Below are 17,004 nucleotides of genomic sequence, written 5' to 3' on the forward strand. Positions count from 1 at the left end.
ATTGGAGGGTAGAGCGGATAGGAACAGGTGTGTGGTCCAATAATAATAAAAAAGAGCATCTATAATTTCTAAGTTATCGATGCTCTTTTTTATTAAAAAGCTTCACTTAAGGATAGATAGAATCCCGATTGTCGCTTTTCTCCAGGTCGTTGTTCGCCAAAGGAATAATCGAAGCGAATACTGCTGTTGTGTTCAAGACTAAAGAAGTAACGTAAGCCACCGCCATAGCTTGCAATATATCGACTACTATTTGCTTTAGAGAAGGTAGATCCTATGCCTGAAAAACCAACGATACCAAAGCGTGGATGAAAGCGATAACGCAGTTCAGCCTGTGAAGCCAGGTAATTTTTATCGCGATAACGTCCGAGGTAATAACCGCGCATCATCATGTCTCCACCGAGCTCGCGGTAGTTGTAAAATGGGATGGTTTTACCAAATGTGGAACGAAAGATTCCCTGTAAGGCCAGCGTGACTTGGTTGTGCAGCGGAATAAAGCCGCGGAGATCCACATCGAGGTTTGCCCCCGTAAAATCAGTACGTGTCCATAGCTTGGGCGCATAGGCAAGGCGCAACTTAGCATAATAGCCCGTTGTGGTATAAGAAACATTGTCCCTGTTGTCAAACAATTGCGATAGCCCTAGGAGTAATTGTTGTCCGCCAGTTTTTCCAATAAGGTCGGACTGATTGAAAATGCGATCGGCTGTATCGCTACGAATGGTAAAGTTGTCGTATTGAATATTGAGACCCGAGTAAAGGTTATTGCTGATTTTCTTTTCAGCTTCCAGTTTGATGCGAAATAATTTTTGATCGATGCGCTCTTCATTTGCTTTCCAGGTGTCCATACCCACCCCATAATAGTTAAAGGGCCAGTTTCGGTAACGTATTTCACTGATTAAATGGTAGTCGTTATTTTTGGTCCATAGATCTGTCTGCAGTTTGAAGTTCGATTGGCTGTTGGATGTGAAAGTTCCCATGACCATGACCGTTGAGGTCCGTATTTTGGGGTCAGATTTGTCCAGATAAAAATTATAGGTGCTGGCTAGGCCATATTCGACACCTGTTTCCTGTGCATAACCAATCGCCGGCAACACCATAAAACTGCCGGAACGCGTGGAGTCTCTTTCGGAAGAAAGAAATTTTTTACTCAATTTTTGAATAATATTTTGAGCCTTCAATTCAACTGATCCCATCAAAAGCACCGTGACAAGTGTCGAGTATGGGATAAGTTTAGAAAGTGATTGCGGTAAAATTTGCATGCCCAAAGATAGTATATTAGGTAAATAACCAAAACAGGCAAATAAGCATAGAAAAATTATTGTGCTGCATATCAGTATCATTGACCAAAAGTGTGGTTTTTTTTTGATAAATATTTTTGTAAAGTGAGTTTTGTGTCTATCTTTGCATCAGCAAACAAGGGAACAACGGTTCAAAACAACGAAAGTTTGCTTAGTTCTTTAAATGAAAAAAAATAAAAAATAAACTTGCAGAAATCAAAAGTAAATTCGATATTTGCACTCGCTGAAAAGGTAGAAATGCTTGGTCAGACGTTGATAGAATGTAAGTTTTAAAAAAGATATTAGAAGCCTCTTTAGCTCAGCTGGTAGAGCAACTGACTTGTAATCAGTAGGTCATTGGTTCGATTCCGATAAGAGGCTCTAAATGTAACGCGAGTTACAGGTCTGGAGGGGTTCCAGAGCGGTCAAATGGGACGGACTGTAAATCCGTTGCTTCGGCTTCGAAGGTTCGAATCCTTCTCCCTCCACACTTTTTTTTTAATTAGATGATTAGATTATTCTAATTTCTGATTGTTAAGCGGAAGTAGCTCAGTTGGTAGAGCGATAGCCTTCCAAGCTATAGGTCGCGAGTTCGAACCTCGTCTTCCGCTCAAATTTTTCAAGTATTAAATTTAGTCTCTATCTTCTTTGATAATAATGTATCTAAAGGTGGGGGCATTAATACGTAAATAAGGTTTTTTAGTAAGCCGAAGTAGCTCAGGGGTAGAGCACTTCCTTGGTAAGGAAGAGGTCGTGGGTTCAAATCCCATCTTTGGCTCGTACTTGTAAAAGTTAAGCAAGAGTATATAACAAATAGAAATAATTTATAATTACTAATTCGCATAAACATGGCAAAAGAGAAATTTGACCGTAGTAAACCACACTTAAACATTGGTACTATCGGTCACGTTGACCACGGTAAAACTACAACTACAGCTGCTATCACTAAAGTATTGGCTGATAAAGGTTTGTCAGAAGCTCGTTCATTTGATTCAATTGACTCTGCTCCTGAAGAAAAAGAGCGTGGTATCACAATCAATACTGCGCACGTAGAATATTCTACAGCTAACCGTCACTATGCACACGTTGACTGTCCAGGTCACGCTGACTACGTTAAGAACATGGTAACTGGTGCTGCTCAAATGGACGGTGCTATCATCGTAGTTGCTGCGACTGATGGTCCTATGCCTCAAACTCGTGAGCACATCTTGTTGGCTCGCCAAGTAGGTGTTCCTGCGTTAGTAGTATTCATGAACAAAACTGACTTAGTTGATGATCCTGAGTTGTTAGACTTAGTTGAAATGGAAGTTCGTGAGTTATTATCATTCTACGAATTCCCTGGTGATGATATCCCTGTAATCAAAGGTTCTGCTTTAGGTGCATTGAATGGTGAGCCTGAGTGGGTTGAGAAAATCATGGAATTAATGGATGCTGTTGATAACTACATTCCAATTCCTCCACGTTTGACTGACTTACCTTTCTTGATGCCAGTAGAGGACGTATTCTCGATCACAGGTCGTGGTACAGTTGCTACAGGTCGTATCGAAAGAGGTGTAATCAACTCTGGTGATCCAGTTGAGATCTTAGGTATGGGTGCTGAGAACTTGAAATCTACAGTAACAGGTGTTGAGATGTTCCGTAAAATCTTAGATTACGGTGAGGCTGGTGATAACGTAGGTTTATTGTTACGTGGTATTGAGAAAACTGATATCAAACGTGGTATGGTTATCTGTAAACCAGGTTCAGTAACTCCTCACGATCATTTCAAAGCAGAGGTTTACGTATTGTCAAAAGCTGAAGGTGGTCGTCACACACCATTCTTCAACAAATACCGTCCTCAATTCTATTTCCGTACAACTGACGTAACTGGAGAAATCTCTTTACCAGAAGGTACAGAAATGGTTATGCCAGGTGATAACGTTACAATCAGCGTGAAATTAATTTCTGCGATTGCAATGGAAAAAGGTCTACGTTTCGCTATCCGTGAAGGTGGTCGTACAGTAGGTGCTGGTCAGGTAACTGAAATTATCTAGTCTTAAATAAGGATCTAGAATCACATAGAATAAGCTAATCGACTCAGGTTGATTAGCTTATTTTTTCGATAAGCGATTTATCGGATTAGAATAAAAAAAAGTGAAAAAAGATTTGCAGAAAGTGGTTTAAAACACTATATTTGCATCACAAAATAAGAAATACACGGGCATAGTTTAAAGGTAGAACGAAGGTCTCCAAAACCTTTGGTCTGGGTTCGAGTCCTGGTGCCCGTGCTTATAAAAACAGATAAACTAAAATGGCAAAAGTACTTGATTTTTTTAAAGACTCTTATGTAGAGATCACTGAGAAAGTGACTTGGCCTACATGGTCTCAGTTACAAAGTTCAGCTGTTATTGTGCTTGTTGCTTCTCTTCTTATTGCATTGGTAGTCTTTGTAATGGATAAAGCTTCAAGTGTAGGGTTAGAATTCTTGTACGGTATTGCTTCTTAATTTTTCAATCGTATTTATTTATGGCAGATCAAGGTTTAAAGTGGTACGTAGTTCGTGCTGTAAGTGGTAAAGAAAAGAAAGTAAAGCAATATATTGATGCCGAGGTTAGCCGTTTAGGTATTGAACACTTGATTCCTCAAGTGTTGATTCCAATGGAGAAATACTATTTAATGCGCGATGGTAAGAAAGTTGCTAAAGAACGTAACTACTATCCTGGTTATGTTTTGTTAGAAGCTGCACTTGATGGTGAGTTAGAGCACGTCATTAAAAATATCAATAGCGTAATTGGTTTCTTGGGAGATAAAGCTGGTAATGCTGTCCCTTTACGCCAAGCAGAGGTAAATCGTATCCTAGGTAAGGTTGATGAAATGGCAGAGCAAGGTGAAACCATTAATGTTCCTTACTACGTGGGTGAAACAGTCAAAGTGAATGATGGTCCTTTCAATGGATTTACTGGAGAGATCGAAGAAGTTCACGAGGATAAAAAGAAATTAATCGTGATGGTGAAAGTATTCGGTCGTAAGACGCCACTTGAACTAAACTACATGCAAGTAGAAAAAGAGTAAAATTAGTAATTAACGATAGAGAAAAGCTTTTCATGAAAATTGGAAGGCTTTTTTTGTATCTTACTGCCGATGAAAAAGCCAGTAATTTATCTATTTCTATTGTTATACTTCTTTACATTGATAAGCTGTACAAGTGTAGCGAAGTATAATCGATTTATTCAGACTCCACTGTCCGTCAAAGCCATGCTGCAGGATATCAACTATGTTGAACGTAATCTATGGAACATGCATCCCGACCTGTTTCTTTATGTGCAGCAGAATCAGTTGAAAGCTAAGTTTGACAGTCTTCGTTCCACCATTCGTCAACCGTTATTGCCCAACCAGTTCCAGCTGGCATTAGCGGCCGTGCTGGCTCAAGTTCGGCAAGGGCATATGACTTTAAGTCCACTTATTTTTAAATTTGATCCGAAAGGTAAGGATAAAGTCCGCTACCAAAAAAGCAAGGGCCCCCTTTCCCAATTAGGCTTTCATTGGACAGAAAATACACTCTATCTCTCAAAAAATGGGACCTCAGATTCAACTTTGCTTGTCGGATCCAAAATACTTGCTATTGAGGGAATACAGCCGCAAAGTTTATACATCAAGTATCGCCCCACCTTCACTTCAGACGGCTATAATACAACATTTATAGATCGGGCTTTTGAGCGTTTATTACCGCGCTACTATCCTTTGGAGATAGGTTATCGCGACTCGGTTGTGATCTTGCTTTCTTGCGCCGATAGCACCTATCAGCGAACTGTTTTAAGAAGGTTCGCATCAGCTGAGCAAAAGGGTAAGGCGGGAGTGAAGCAGGCTGCTACTGAAAAGAAAGATAAGCCTGCGGAAAATAAGGCTGATACGAAAAAGCAACGCAAGATATTCGGTTATAATGTCAACCTTAAGCAGATCAGCAAACAGCTTTCTTTTCCGGTAAAGGAAGATAGCACTGTTGCTTTACTAAAGATGGCCGACTTTTCTTATGGGCGGCCAAAGGAAGCCTATAAGATGATTTTTGATCGTCTAGATCGTTGTTCGGTACAGCATCTGATTCTTGACCTTCGTGGGAATCTGGGCGGACGATTGTCCGATGTTTGCGAGCTATATAGCTATTTGGTGGAAGATGATCAATTCCAATTTGTTTATCCAGCAGTCATCACCTCTAAATTCAACCTGCCTTTTTACCAGATGAAAGGACTTCCGGGCTGGTCTTATCCAATTTTATCGCCGTTTATTATACCGAGTGCTGTTGTAACTTGGGCAAAGACGTTTTCTAGAGATGGCATAGATTATACTCATCTTACAGGGAGTAAAGTCAAACAATCAAAAGCAAACCGGTATCGGGGCAATTTATTTGTATTGATCGATGGGGGAACTTTTTCTGCAGCGAGTTTAATTGCTACAAATCTAAAAGTTGCGAAGCGGGCTGTTTTTGTCGGAGAGGAAACCGGCGGTGCTGCCAATGGGACGGTGGCAGGAATCCTCCCTGTGCTAAAACTCCCGAACTCCCATTTACGTTGGCGTTTTGGTTTAATGGAGGTGAGACCCTATTATCAAGTTAGTGAAGAGGGGCGGGGTGTCATGCCAGATGTTCCTGTCGTACCAAGTGCTGATGATGTTGTTAGCGGAAGAGATCCTGCCATGGATTGGGTGCTGAACTGTATTACTGACGTTAAATTTTAAAAATAGTAATGAAATACTTTTTTAATATCCAGGCCGACTTTAGGTTTGGATTTTAACAAAAGTTATAAATTCCTGAAAAATTAAAAGTTAGATACTTGCAGGAGTCAAATCTTCTTATTAACTTTGCACCTCGGTTGGGGTGTTACGTCCTGGCCGATGAATGTTACGTTATTTGCTTCCAACTTACTAACAGACATTTAACAAAATTAAATTCAAAACAAAATGGCAAAAGAAGTCAGTGCGTTAGTAAAATTACAAGTTAAGGGCGGAGCTGCGAATCCTTCACCTCCAGTAGGACCTGCATTGGGTGCTAAAGGTGTGAATATCATGGATTTCTGTAAGCAGTTTAACGCTCGTACGCAAGACAAACCAGGTCAAGTATTGCCTGTTGTCATTACAGTTTACGCTGATAAATCATTTGATTTTATCATCAAGACTCCACCGGTAGCGGTTCAGTTGAAAGACGCTGCTAAATTAAAAAGTGGATCTGGCGAGCCTAACCGTAAAAAAGTTGCGGCTATCACTTGGGAACAAGTTGAGACCATCGCTAAAGATAAAATGCCTGATTTAAATGCATTTACTGTAGAGTCTGCTATGAAAATGGTAGCGGGTACAGCACGTAGTATGGGTATTACCGTGTCAGGTAATGCTCCTTGGAACAATTAATTAAGAAATCAATTTAAGAAAAGTGGCTAGATTAACAAAAAATCAAAAAGCGGCACTATCCAAAATTGAAGCTGGTAAAGCATACTCTTTGAAAGAAGCTTCGGCTTTAGTTAAAGAAATCTCATTGACCAAATTTGATGCTTCTGTGGATATCGACGTTCGTTTGGGCGTAGATCCTCGTAAAGCAAATCAAATGGTTCGTGGTATTGCGACATTACCTCACGGTACTGGTAAAACTGTTCGTGTTTTAGTTTTATGTACTCCTGATAAGGAAGAAGAAGCTAAAGCGGCAGGTGCAGACTACGTAGGTTTAGATGATTACATCAGCAAAATTGAAGGTGGTTGGACTGACGTTGATATCATTATTACTATGCCTAGTGTTATGGCTAAAGTTGGTAAATTGGGTCGTATTTTAGGTCCAAGAAACTTGATGCCTAACCCTAAAACTGGTACGGTTACAACAGAAGTTGGTAAAGCTGTAACAGATGTAAAAGGTGGTAAGATCGATTTCAAAGTTGACAAAACCGGTATCATCCATACTTCTATTGGTAAAGCGTCGTTCGATGCAGATAAGATATATGATAACGCACTAGAGGTATTACAAACTCTAGCTCGTTTGAAACCATCTGCAGCTAAAGGAACTTACTTTAAAAGTATTCACATTTCCTCAACTATGAGTCCTGGTATTCATATTGAGACTAAATCAGTAGCAGGTATTTAATCATGAGAAAAGAAGAAAAACAAGAAATTGTTCAAGCTTTGGCCGAACAGATTAAATCTTACGGTAACTTCTATATTGCCGATACTGCTGAGTTGTCCGTTGAAAAAGTGAATAACATTCGTCGTAAATGTTTTGAACAAGGCATCGAGATTAAAGCTGTGAAAAACACTTTAATCAAGAAAGCATTAATCGAAGCTGGTGTTGATGAAGAAGATATTTTTGGAACGCTTAAAGGTGCGTCTACAATGATGTTTTCAGAAGTCGCTAATGCGCCTGCGAAATTAATCAAAGAATTGCGTAAAACTAATGAAAAACCGTTATTAAAAGCGGCTTTCATTGAAGCAACAGCATTCGTTGGAGATAATCAATTAACTGCATTAGTTAATCTTAAATCTAAAAACGAGCTTATTGCGGACGTTATCGCAGCCTTGGAATCTCCTGCGAAAAATGTTATTTCAGCTCTTCAATCAGGAGGAAATACGGTTGCAGGTTTAGTAAAAGCTTTAGAAGAAAGAGGTTAACGAGTCCTCTAGAACAGAAACATTCGTTACAATTTAATTAACAATTTTTATAAAGTACATTCAAAAATTCAAAATAAAATGGCAGATTTAAAACAACTTGCTGAACAGTTAGTTAACTTAACAGTAAAAGAAGTTAAAGAATTAGCTGATATCTTAAAAGACGAGTATGGCATCGAGCCTGCTGCTGCTGCTGTTGCTGTAGCTGCTGCTCCAGCTGAAGGTGGTGCTGCTGCTGCAGAAGAGAAAACTTCATTTGACGTTATCTTGAAAGAAGCTGGTGGTCAAAAATTAGCTGTAGTTAAATTGGTTAAAGATTTAGCTGGATTAGGCTTGAAAGAAGCTAAAGATTTAGTTGACGGAGCACCTAAAGAATTAAAAGCTGGTGTATCTAAAGACGAAGCAGAAGCTTTGAAAAAACAATTAGAAGAAGCTGGTGCTGTTGTTGAGATTAAATAATCTCAACTAATTAGCCCGAAAAGGTTTAGACTCTGACGATTTTTCGTCAGAGTCTATTCCTATTTATATCAATACGCCACTATGCTGTGTATATGCTGGGCACAGTGGACACGTGGTTTACAGCATAAGTGTAAGCGCAGTTTTTTTAAAACTAAAATTCATATTCCCTTGGCAAACAATAATATTCAACAAGAAAGAATAAACTTTGCAACAAGTAAGAAAGTATTGGAGTATCCAGATTTCTTAGATGTGCAATTGGAATCTTTCAAGGAGTTTTTTCAATTAGAAACTACTTCTGACAACCGCCATCAGGAAGGGCTGTTCAAGGTATTCTCGGAAAACTTCCCTATTTCTGATTCAAGAAACATTTTTGTGCTAGAGTTTTTGGATTATTTCATTGATCCACCACGTTATGATATCCAAGAGTGTATCGAGCGCGGCTTGACTTATAGCGTTCCTTTAAAGGCTAAGTTAAAGTTATCTTGTAATGATGAAGAACACGAAGATTTCGAAACTATTGTTCAGGATGTATATCTAGGGACTATCCCTTATATGACTCCTAAAGGTACTTTCGTGGTAAATGGTGCAGAGCGTGTTATCGTATCGCAATTACACCGTTCACCAGGCGTTTTCTTTGGTCAAAGTAGACACACAAATGGTACTAAACTTTATTCTGCAAGGGTAATTCCTTTCAAAGGATCTTGGATCGAATTTGCGACTGACGTAAACAATGTCATGTATGCTTATATCGACCGTAAAAAGAAATTCCCAGTTACTACCTTATTGCGTGCTATCGGATACGATTCGGATAAAGATATCTTGGAATTGTTCGATTTAGCGGATGAAGTAAAAGTTAGTAAATCTGGTCTTAAAAAATATGTTGGTCGCCGTCTTGCGGCTAGGGTATTGAAAAAATGGGTAGAAGATTTCGTGGATGAAGATACTGGTGAAGTAGTATCCATCGATCGTAATGAAATTATCCTTGAGCGTGAAACTGTTCTAGAAGATGATCACATTGATTTTATTATCGAAGCTGGCGTTAAGTCTATTATCTTAGCGAAAGACGATGAGTCGAACAATGCTGACTATTCTATTATATATAACACTTTACAAAAAGATACGTCCAACTCGGAGAAAGAAGCTGTAGAACATATCTATCGCCAATTACGTAACGCTGAACCACCAGATGAGGAAACTGCGCGTGGTATCATCGACCGTTTATTTTTCTCTGACAAACGTTATGATTTGGGCGATGTAGGTCGTTACCGTATCAACCGTAAGTTGAAGTTGGATACTCCGGATGATACGAAAGTATTAACCCGTGAGGATATCATTGCAATTGTGAAGTATTTGATCAATTTGATCAACTCTAAAGCAGAGGTTGATGATATTGACCACTTGTCGAACCGTCGTGTACGTACTGTAGGCGAACAATTATATGCTCAGTTTGGTGTTGGTCTATCTCGTATGGCTCGTACAATCAGAGAGCGTATGAATATCCGAGATAATGAGGTATTTACACCGACTGATTTGATTAATGCACGTACACTTTCGTCGGTAATCAATTCGTTCTTCGGTACAAACCAATTGTCTCAGTTTATGGACCAAACTAACCCTCTTGCTGAAATTACGCATAAGCGTCGTTTGTCAGCTTTAGGTCCAGGTGGTCTTTCTCGTGAACGTGCAGGTTTCGAAGTTCGTGACGTTCACTATACGCACTATGGTCGTCTTTGTACAATTGAAACACCAGAGGGACCAAACATCGGTTTGATTTCCTCTTTGGCTGTACACGCAAAAATCAACCACTTAGGATTTATCGAAACTCCTTACCGTAAGGTAAAAGACGGGGTAGTTGTCGTTGACGAGCCTGTCGTATATTTATCTGCTGAGGACGAAGATGGTAAAACAATTGCGCAAGCGAATGCTTTGTATGATGACAAAGGTAATTTCGAAGATGCAAAAGTGAAAGCCAGATATGAGGGTGACTTCCCAATTATTGAGCCTAATATGCTCGATTATATGGACGTTGCTCCTAATCAAATTACATCTATTGCGGCTTCGTTGATTCCTTTCTTGGAACATGATGATGCCAACCGTGCTTTGATGGGATCAAACATGCAACGTCAGGCTGTGCCTGTATTGCGTCCACAAGCTCCTATTGTAGGTACTGGTCTTGAAGGGCGTGTTGCGAAAGATTCACGTACGTTGGTCAATGCTGAGGGTCACGGGGTAGTGGAGTATGTAGATGCTGATGAAATTAAGATCCGTTATGACAGAAACGACGATGATCGTCTTGTATCATTTGATGATGATGTCAAAACGTATAAGTTGATCAAGTTTAAGAAAACCAATCAAAATACATGTATGAACTTGAAGCCTATCGTTAAGAAAGGTCAACGAGTTGAACCAGGACAGGTATTGTGTGAAGGTTATGCAACTGAAAATGGTGAATTGGCATTGGGTCGTAACCTAAAAGTGGCATTCATGCCTTGGCAAGGATATAACTTTGAGGATGCGATCGTAATTTCTGAACGTGTAGCGAAAGAAGATTGGTTTACTTCTCTTCACATTGAGGAATTTGAACTTGAAGTTCGTGATACAAAACGTGGTGAAGAAGAGTTAACTGCTGATATTCCTAACGTTTCTGAGGAAGCAACAAAAGACTTGGACGAAAATGGTATTATCCGTATTGGTGCTGAAGTTGGGGGTGGTGATATCCTCATCGGTAAAATCACACCTAAAGGTGAGTCTGATCCTTCTCCAGAAGAGAAATTGTTGCGTGCAATCTTTGGTGACAAAGCTGGTGATGTAAAAGACGCTTCATTGAAAACTCCGCCTTCATTAAAAGGTGTTGTTATCGATACGAAGTTATTCTCCCGGGCGAAGAAAATGTCTAAAGAAGTTGAACGTAAAACTTTAGAGAAGCTAGAAGTTGCTCATGATAGAGCTGTTAAATCGTTGAAAGAACGTTTGGTGGAAAAATTATTTACAATAGTGAATGGTAAAACAAGCCAAGGTGTCTACAACGTATATAAAGAGTTGTTGGTTGCTAAAGGTGCTAAGTTTACACAAAAAATCTTGGCTGAATTAGATTACAACAACATCAACCCGATGGGATGGACAACTGACGAAGATAAAAACGAGTTGATCAAAATGGCCCTTCATAATTATAACATTAAAATTAATGAAGAGCTAGGTTCGTTTAAACGTGATAAATTTGCAGTATCTGTCGGTGATGAACTTCCATCCGGAATTGTGCAGATGGCTAAAGTTTACGTTGCTAAAAAACGTAAGCTGAAAGTAGGGGATAAGATGGCTGGGCGTCACGGTAACAAAGGTATCGTTGCACGTATCGTACGTGATGAGGATATGCCTTTCTTAGAAGATGGTACACCAGTTGATATCGTGTTGAACCCACTAGGGGTACCTTCACGGATGAACTTGGGACAGATCTACGAAACCGTATTGGGTTGGGCAGGTCAGAAATTAGGGGTTAAATTTGCTACACCTATCTTTGACGGTGCTGAAATGGATCAGGTACAGGATTGGGTTGCGAAAGCAGGTTTACCAAAGTCTGGACGTACATATTTGTATAACGGATTGACAGGTGACCGTTTTGACCAACCAACAACAGTGGGTGTAATCTACATGCTGAAATTAGGTCACATGGTGGATGATAAAATGCACGCACGTTCAATCGGTCCGTACTCATTGATCACACAACAACCTCTCGGTGGTAAAGCACAATTCGGTGGTCAACGTTTCGGTGAGATGGAGGTTTGGGCATTGGAAGCATTCGGTGCGTCTAACATCCTTCAAGAAATCTTGACTGTGAAATCGGATGACGTGGTCGGTCGTGCCAAAACTTACGAAGCAATCGTAAAAGGTAACAATCTTCCGACACCATCGGTACCAGAATCGTTCAACGTATTGGTACACGAGTTGCGTGGATTGGGTCTAGATATCACATTGGATTAATTAAGCAATTAGGGCTTTGAAGGGCTCGGTCCTTCAAAGCTTCTTTATAAAGCTTTAACTTTTGAATAAGTATGTCTTACAAAAAAGATAATAAAATTAAAAGCAACTTCACGTCGATTACGATCAGCTTGGCTTCTCCAGAAACTATTCTGGAACGCTCAAGTGGTGAAGTTACAAAACCAGAAACGATTAACTATCGTACCTACAAACCGGAACGTGACGGTTTATTCTGTGAGCGTATTTTTGGTCCCGTAAAGGACTATGAATGTCACTGTGGTAAATACAAACGTATCCGTTATAAAGGTATTGTATGTGACCGTTGTGGTGTCGAAGTAACAGAGAAGAAAGTACGTCGTGAGCGTATGGGACATATCAACTTGGTAGTTCCTGTTGCGCACATTTGGTATTTCCGTTCTCTTCCTAATAAAATTGGTTATTTATTGGGACTTCCGACCAAGAAATTGGATATGATCATTTACTATGAACGTTATGTGGTTATCCAAGCCGGTATTAAGGAAGAAGATGGTATCAACTTTATGGACTTCTTGACTGAAGAAGAATATTTAGATATTTTGGATACCTTACCAAAAGAAAATCAATATTTAGACGATAACGATCCTCAGAAATTTGTCGCTAAGATGGGTGCTGAGGCATTGGAGGATTTGTTGAAACGTATTGATTTGGATCAATTGTCATACGATTTACGCCACCAGGCTGCTAATGAGACTTCTCAACAACGTAAAAATGAAGCGTTAAAACGCCTTCATGTGGTTGAAGCTTTCCGTAGTTCACGTGAGAATATCGAAAATCGCCCAGAATGGATGATTGTGAAAATTGTTCCAATCATTCCACCTGAATTGCGTCCTTTAGTGCCTTTGGATGGTGGTCGTTTTGCGACTTCGGATTTGAATGACTTATACCGTCGTGTGATTATCCGTAATAACCGTTTAAAACGTTTGATCGAAATCAAAGCTCCTGAAGTAATCCTACGTAACGAAAAACGTATGCTTCAAGAAGCGGTAGACTCTCTATTTGACAACTCACGTAAAGTGAACGCAGTTAAAACAGAAGGTAACCGTGCACTGAAGTCTTTATCTGACATTTTGAAAGGTAAACAAGGTCGTTTCCGTCAAAACTTGCTAGGTAAACGTGTGGATTATTCGGCTCGTTCGGTAATTGTGGTAGGTCCTCACTTGAAATTACACGAGTGTGGTCTTCCTAAAGATATGGCTGCTGAACTTTACAAACCGTTTATCATCCGTAAGATGATCGAGCGCGGTATTGTTAAAACAGTAAAATCAGCTAAAAAAATTGTTGATCGTAAAGATCCAGTGGTATGGGATATCCTTGAAAATGTATTGAAAGGTCACCCTGTATTGCTAAACCGTGCACCTACGCTTCACCGTTTGGGTATTCAGGCTTTCCAGCCTACATTAGTAGAGGGTAAAGCAATTCAATTACACCCTTTAGTGTGTACAGCGTTCAACGCCGATTTTGATGGTGACCAAATGGCGGTTCACTTACCGCTAGGTAATGCCGCAGTATTGGAAGCTCAAATCTTGATGTTAGGCGCGCACAATATTTTAAACCCTGCGAATGGTTCTCCAATCACAGTACCATCTCAAGACATGGTATTGGGTCTTTATTATATTACTAAAGGCCGTAAAACCGCTGGCGATCATATCGTAAGAGGTCAAGATATGACTTTCTATTCCGCTGAAGAGGTAATCATCGCTTTAAACGAGAAGAAAATTGACCTGCACGCTTGGATCAAAGTAAAAACAAAAGTTAGACAAAAAGATGGTAGCATCGTTGATACCTTGTTAGAAACAACAGTAGGTCGCGTGATCTTCAACCAAGTTGTTCCTGAAGAAATGGGATTTGTCAACGAATTGCTTACGAAAAAATCGTTGCGTAATATCATCGGTGAAATTGTGAAGACTACGGGTATGGCTCGTGCGGCACAGTTCTTGGATGATATGAAAGAATTAGGATATCAGACAGCCTTCAAAGGAGGTCTTTCTTTCAACTTGGAAGATTTGAATATCCCTGCTGCGAAAGCCGAATTGATTCAACAAGCAACTAACGAGGTTGAAGAAGTAATGAACAACTACAACATGGGTTTCATTACGAACAACGAACGTTACAACCAAATCATCGATATCTGGACGCGGATCAACAACAGATTGACTGCTCACGTTATGGATATTCTTTCGAATGATAACCAAGGTTTCAACTCTGTTTATATGATGTTGGATTCTGGAGCCCGTGGTTCGAAAGAGCAGATCCGTCAGTTATGTGGTATGCGTGGTTTGATGGCGAAACCTCAAAAATCAGGTACTTCTGGTGGTGAGATTATCGAAAACCCGATCTTGTCAAACTTTAAAGAAGGTTTGTCCGTATTGGAATACTTTATCTCTACCCACGGTGCGCGTAAAGGTCTTGCCGATACGGCATTGAAAACAGCGGATGCGGGTTACTTGACTCGTCGTTTACATGATGTAGCGCAAGACATGATCGTTGTGGAACAAGATTGTGGTGGTTTGCGTGGTATATATACAACAGCATTAAAAGATAATGATGACGTTGTTGAACCATTATTCGATCGTATTTTAGGTCGTACGCCACTGCATGATGTACTTCATCCGGAAACTGATGAATTGATCGTTTCTGCAAACGAAGATATCACGGAGGAAATTGCTGAAACTATTGAAAAAGCAGGTATTGAAGGAATTGAGATTCGTACGGTATTAACATGTGAGTCTAAGCGTGGTGTTTGTGCGTGTTGTTACGGACGCAACTTGGCGTCAGGTAAGCGTGTTCAGTTGGGTGAAGCTGTCGGTGTTATTGCCGCGCAATCCATTGGTGAACCAGGTACACAGTTAACACTTCGTACATTCCACGTGGGTGGTACGGCATCCAACATTGCTGCTGATTCAAGTATCATTTCTAAATATGATGGTAGAATCGAATTTGAAAATGTACGTACAGTTTCGCAAACAAACGATAATGGCACGCATCAGGTGGTCTTAGGCCGTTCTGGTGAGGTCAAAATCATTGATGCACATAATAAAATTGTTTTCCAACAAAATATTCCTTACGGTTCGCAGTTATTCGTTGAAGATGGTGCCGCGGTATCAAAAGGAGATAAATTGGTAGAGTGGGATCCATATAACGCGGTGATTATTTCTGAATTTGCCGGTAAAGTTGAATTTGATGCTATCATCGAAGGTGTTACCTTCCGTGAAGAATCAGATGAGCAGACTGGTCACAAAGAGAAGGTAATTATTGAGACACGGGATAAAACGAAAAACCCATCTATCAAGATTTTAGATAAATCTGGAGAAGTTATTCGTACATACAACATTCCGGTTGGAGCGCACGTTTCTGTGGCTAATGGTGTCACTGTGAAAGAAGGTGGTATCTTAGTTAAGATTCCTCGTTCTACAGGTAAAACGCGAGATATCACGGGTGGTCTGCCACGTGTAACGGAATTATTCGAAGCACGTAACCCATCTAATCCTGCTGTTGTAACAGAAATCGACGGTGTGGTAACATTAGGTGGTGTGAAACGTGGTAACCGTGAGATGTCTATCGAGTCTCGTGATGGTCAAATCAAGAAATACTTGGTGCCACTTTCCAAACACATCCTTGTTCAGGACAATGACTTTGTGAAAGCAGGTATGCCATTATCGGATGGTTCGATTTCTCCAGCGGATATCTTGTCGATTAAAGGCCCTTCAGCTGTGCAACATTACATTGTGAATGGTATCCAAGAGGTATACCGTCTGCAAGGTGTAAAGATCAACGATAAACACTTCGAGACGATCGTTCACCAGATGATGCAAAAAGTTAATATTGAGGATCCGGGAGATACTCGTTTCTTAGAAAAAGAAGCAGTTAACAAATGGGATTTCATGGAAGAAAATGATTCCTTGTTTGACAAAAAGGTCGTTGTTGATGCAGGAGACTCTAATACGCTACGTCCGGGACAAATTGTTTCTTTACGTGGATTAAGAGAAGAGAACTCTAGTTTGAAACGTCGTGACTTAAAACTTGTTGAAGTTCGTGAAGCAATTCCGGCAACGTCAAGTCCATTGTTACAAGGTATTACCAGAGCTTCATTGGGTACGAAATCGTTCATCTCTGCAGCCTCTTTTCAAGAGACTACAAAAGTGTTGAACGAGGCTGCTATCGCAGGTAAACGTGATAACTTATTAGGTTTGAAAGAAAACGTAATTGTTGGTCACTTGATCCCTTCTGGTACAGGTATCCGTCAATACAGCAACTTAATCGTCGGTTCTCGCGAAGAGTACGATCAATTGTTGGCTTCGAAAGAAGAAGATTAATCGTTAATCGATTATTTTATATAAAGGGTCCAAGTGTATACTTGGACCTTTTTTGGTTTATGTAGAATGCGTTATTAGCACTATATCGACAAATATCCCACAACGACTGGAAATCGTTGTCGGTTACTTGTCGATATTTCTTGGTAGATCTGTGCTTTTTCATTTGATTTTACCCCTCTTATCTTTCTTTTTTCATTCTCTTAAACAGGAATAAAAAGAGGTGTTTTTATGATTGTAACTTGTATTTCAAGTCTTTTATAGGTGTACTTATAACTGTTATACAAAAAGAATCTCCCATCTTTCCAGGTAGTTATGCCCAAAATGAAATA

Annotated in this window: 11 protein-coding genes and 5 tRNA genes; 15 read left to right on the top strand and 1 reads right to left on the bottom strand. The window is 39.9% G+C overall.

The features are described from left to right. Positions 1-92 precede the first annotated feature (92 nt). Positions 93-1,256, bottom strand: coding sequence for a BamA/TamA family outer membrane protein (locus B3E00_RS18350; RefSeq protein ID WP_293879656.1), 1,164 nt, complete (start codon positions 1,254-1,256; stop codon positions 93-95). Between the two features lie 326 nt (positions 1,257-1,582). On the opposite strand from B3E00_RS18350, the gene B3E00_RS18355 reads away from it, so the two are divergent. The 15 genes from B3E00_RS18355 to rpoC all read left to right on the top strand — a co-directional run bounded on the left by B3E00_RS18355 (position 1,583) and on the right by rpoC (position 16,675). Continuing rightward, positions 1,583-1,655: transfer RNA gene (locus B3E00_RS18355), tRNA-Thr, on the top strand. 26 nt (positions 1,656-1,681) lie between these two features. Beyond that, positions 1,682-1,762 (top strand) — tRNA-Tyr (locus tag B3E00_RS18360). A 50-nt stretch (positions 1,763-1,812) separates the two neighbouring features. Then, positions 1,813-1,885: transfer RNA gene (locus B3E00_RS18365), tRNA-Gly, on the top strand. A 95-nt stretch (positions 1,886-1,980) separates the two neighbouring features. Further along, positions 1,981-2,052 (top strand) — tRNA-Thr (locus tag B3E00_RS18370). Positions 2,053-2,122: 70 nt separating this feature from the next. Further along, positions 2,123-3,307, top strand: a complete 1,185-nt coding sequence (gene tuf, locus B3E00_RS18375; protein ID WP_075991174.1) for an elongation factor Tu — start codon at positions 2,123-2,125, stop codon at positions 3,305-3,307. 163 nt (positions 3,308-3,470) lie between these two features. Continuing rightward, a tRNA-Trp gene (locus tag B3E00_RS18380) sits at positions 3,471-3,541 on the top strand. A 23-nt stretch (positions 3,542-3,564) separates the two neighbouring features. Next, a complete protein-coding gene (gene secE / locus B3E00_RS18385; RefSeq protein WP_028072657.1) occupies positions 3,565-3,759 on the top strand; it encodes a preprotein translocase subunit SecE in 195 nt (64 codons plus the stop codon). Between the two features lie 20 nt (positions 3,760-3,779). Next, positions 3,780-4,325 (top strand): transcription termination/antitermination protein NusG, encoded by a 546-nt coding sequence (gene nusG / locus B3E00_RS18390; protein WP_209582306.1) that lies wholly within the window; start codon positions 3,780-3,782, stop codon positions 4,323-4,325. Between the two features lie 69 nt (positions 4,326-4,394). Beyond that, a complete protein-coding gene (locus B3E00_RS18395; protein ID WP_293939626.1) occupies positions 4,395-5,984 on the top strand; it encodes a S41 family peptidase in 1,590 nt (529 codons plus the stop codon). A gap of 222 nt (positions 5,985-6,206) precedes the next feature. After that, on the top strand, positions 6,207-6,650 hold the full coding sequence (rplK, locus tag B3E00_RS18400) for a 50S ribosomal protein L11 (protein WP_209582311.1): 444 nt from the start codon (positions 6,207-6,209) through the stop codon (positions 6,648-6,650). Between the two features lie 22 nt (positions 6,651-6,672). Continuing rightward, positions 6,673-7,371, top strand: a complete 699-nt coding sequence (gene rplA, locus B3E00_RS18405; protein WP_046672240.1) for a 50S ribosomal protein L1 — start codon at positions 6,673-6,675, stop codon at positions 7,369-7,371. A 2-nt stretch (positions 7,372-7,373) separates the two neighbouring features. Beyond that, positions 7,374-7,892 (top strand): 50S ribosomal protein L10, encoded by a 519-nt coding sequence (gene rplJ, locus B3E00_RS18410; RefSeq protein ID WP_209582322.1) that lies wholly within the window; start codon positions 7,374-7,376, stop codon positions 7,890-7,892. A 78-nt stretch (positions 7,893-7,970) separates the two neighbouring features. Next, complete coding sequence (gene rplL / locus B3E00_RS18415) at positions 7,971-8,348, top strand: 50S ribosomal protein L7/L12 (RefSeq protein ID WP_002992785.1); 378 nt, start codon at positions 7,971-7,973, stop codon at positions 8,346-8,348. Positions 8,349-8,516: 168 nt separating this feature from the next. Then, entirely contained in the window at positions 8,517-12,326 is a 3,810-nt protein-coding gene (gene rpoB / locus B3E00_RS18420) for a DNA-directed RNA polymerase subunit beta (RefSeq protein WP_209582325.1), read from the top strand. 71 nt (positions 12,327-12,397) lie between these two features. Beyond that, positions 12,398-16,675 carry a DNA-directed RNA polymerase subunit beta' gene (rpoC, locus tag B3E00_RS18425; protein WP_209582328.1) on the top strand — a complete coding sequence of 1,426 codons (4,278 nt, stop codon included), beginning with the start codon at positions 12,398-12,400 and terminating at the stop codon, positions 16,673-16,675. Positions 16,676-17,004: the final 329 nt, after the last annotated feature.

The sequence above is a fragment of the Sphingobacterium sp. UBA5996 genome, assembly GCF_002429765.1.
Classification (GTDB): Bacteria; Bacteroidota; Bacteroidia; order Sphingobacteriales; family Sphingobacteriaceae; genus Sphingobacterium.

Bases quoted from the DNA above. Each gene is read 5' to 3' on its own strand.
- B3E00_RS18350 (WP_293879656.1), bottom strand. From the start codon at position 1,256: ATGCAAATTTTACCGCAATCACTTTCTAAACTTATCCCATACTCGACA.
- tuf (WP_075991174.1), top strand. From the start codon at position 2,123: ATGGCAAAAGAGAAATTTGACCGTAGTAAACCACACTTAAACATTGGT.
- secE (WP_028072657.1), top strand. From the start codon at position 3,565: ATGGCAAAAGTACTTGATTTTTTTAAAGACTCTTATGTAGAGATCACT.
- nusG (WP_209582306.1), top strand. From the start codon at position 3,780: ATGGCAGATCAAGGTTTAAAGTGGTACGTAGTTCGTGCTGTAAGTGGT.
- B3E00_RS18395 (WP_293939626.1), top strand. From the start codon at position 4,395: ATGAAAAAGCCAGTAATTTATCTATTTCTATTGTTATACTTCTTTACA.
- rplK (WP_209582311.1), top strand. From the start codon at position 6,207: ATGGCAAAAGAAGTCAGTGCGTTAGTAAAATTACAAGTTAAGGGCGGA.
- rplJ (WP_209582322.1), top strand. From the start codon at position 7,374: ATGAGAAAAGAAGAAAAACAAGAAATTGTTCAAGCTTTGGCCGAACAG.
- rplL (WP_002992785.1), top strand. From the start codon at position 7,971: ATGGCAGATTTAAAACAACTTGCTGAACAGTTAGTTAACTTAACAGTA.
- rpoC (WP_209582328.1), top strand. From the start codon at position 12,398: ATGTCTTACAAAAAAGATAATAAAATTAAAAGCAACTTCACGTCGATT.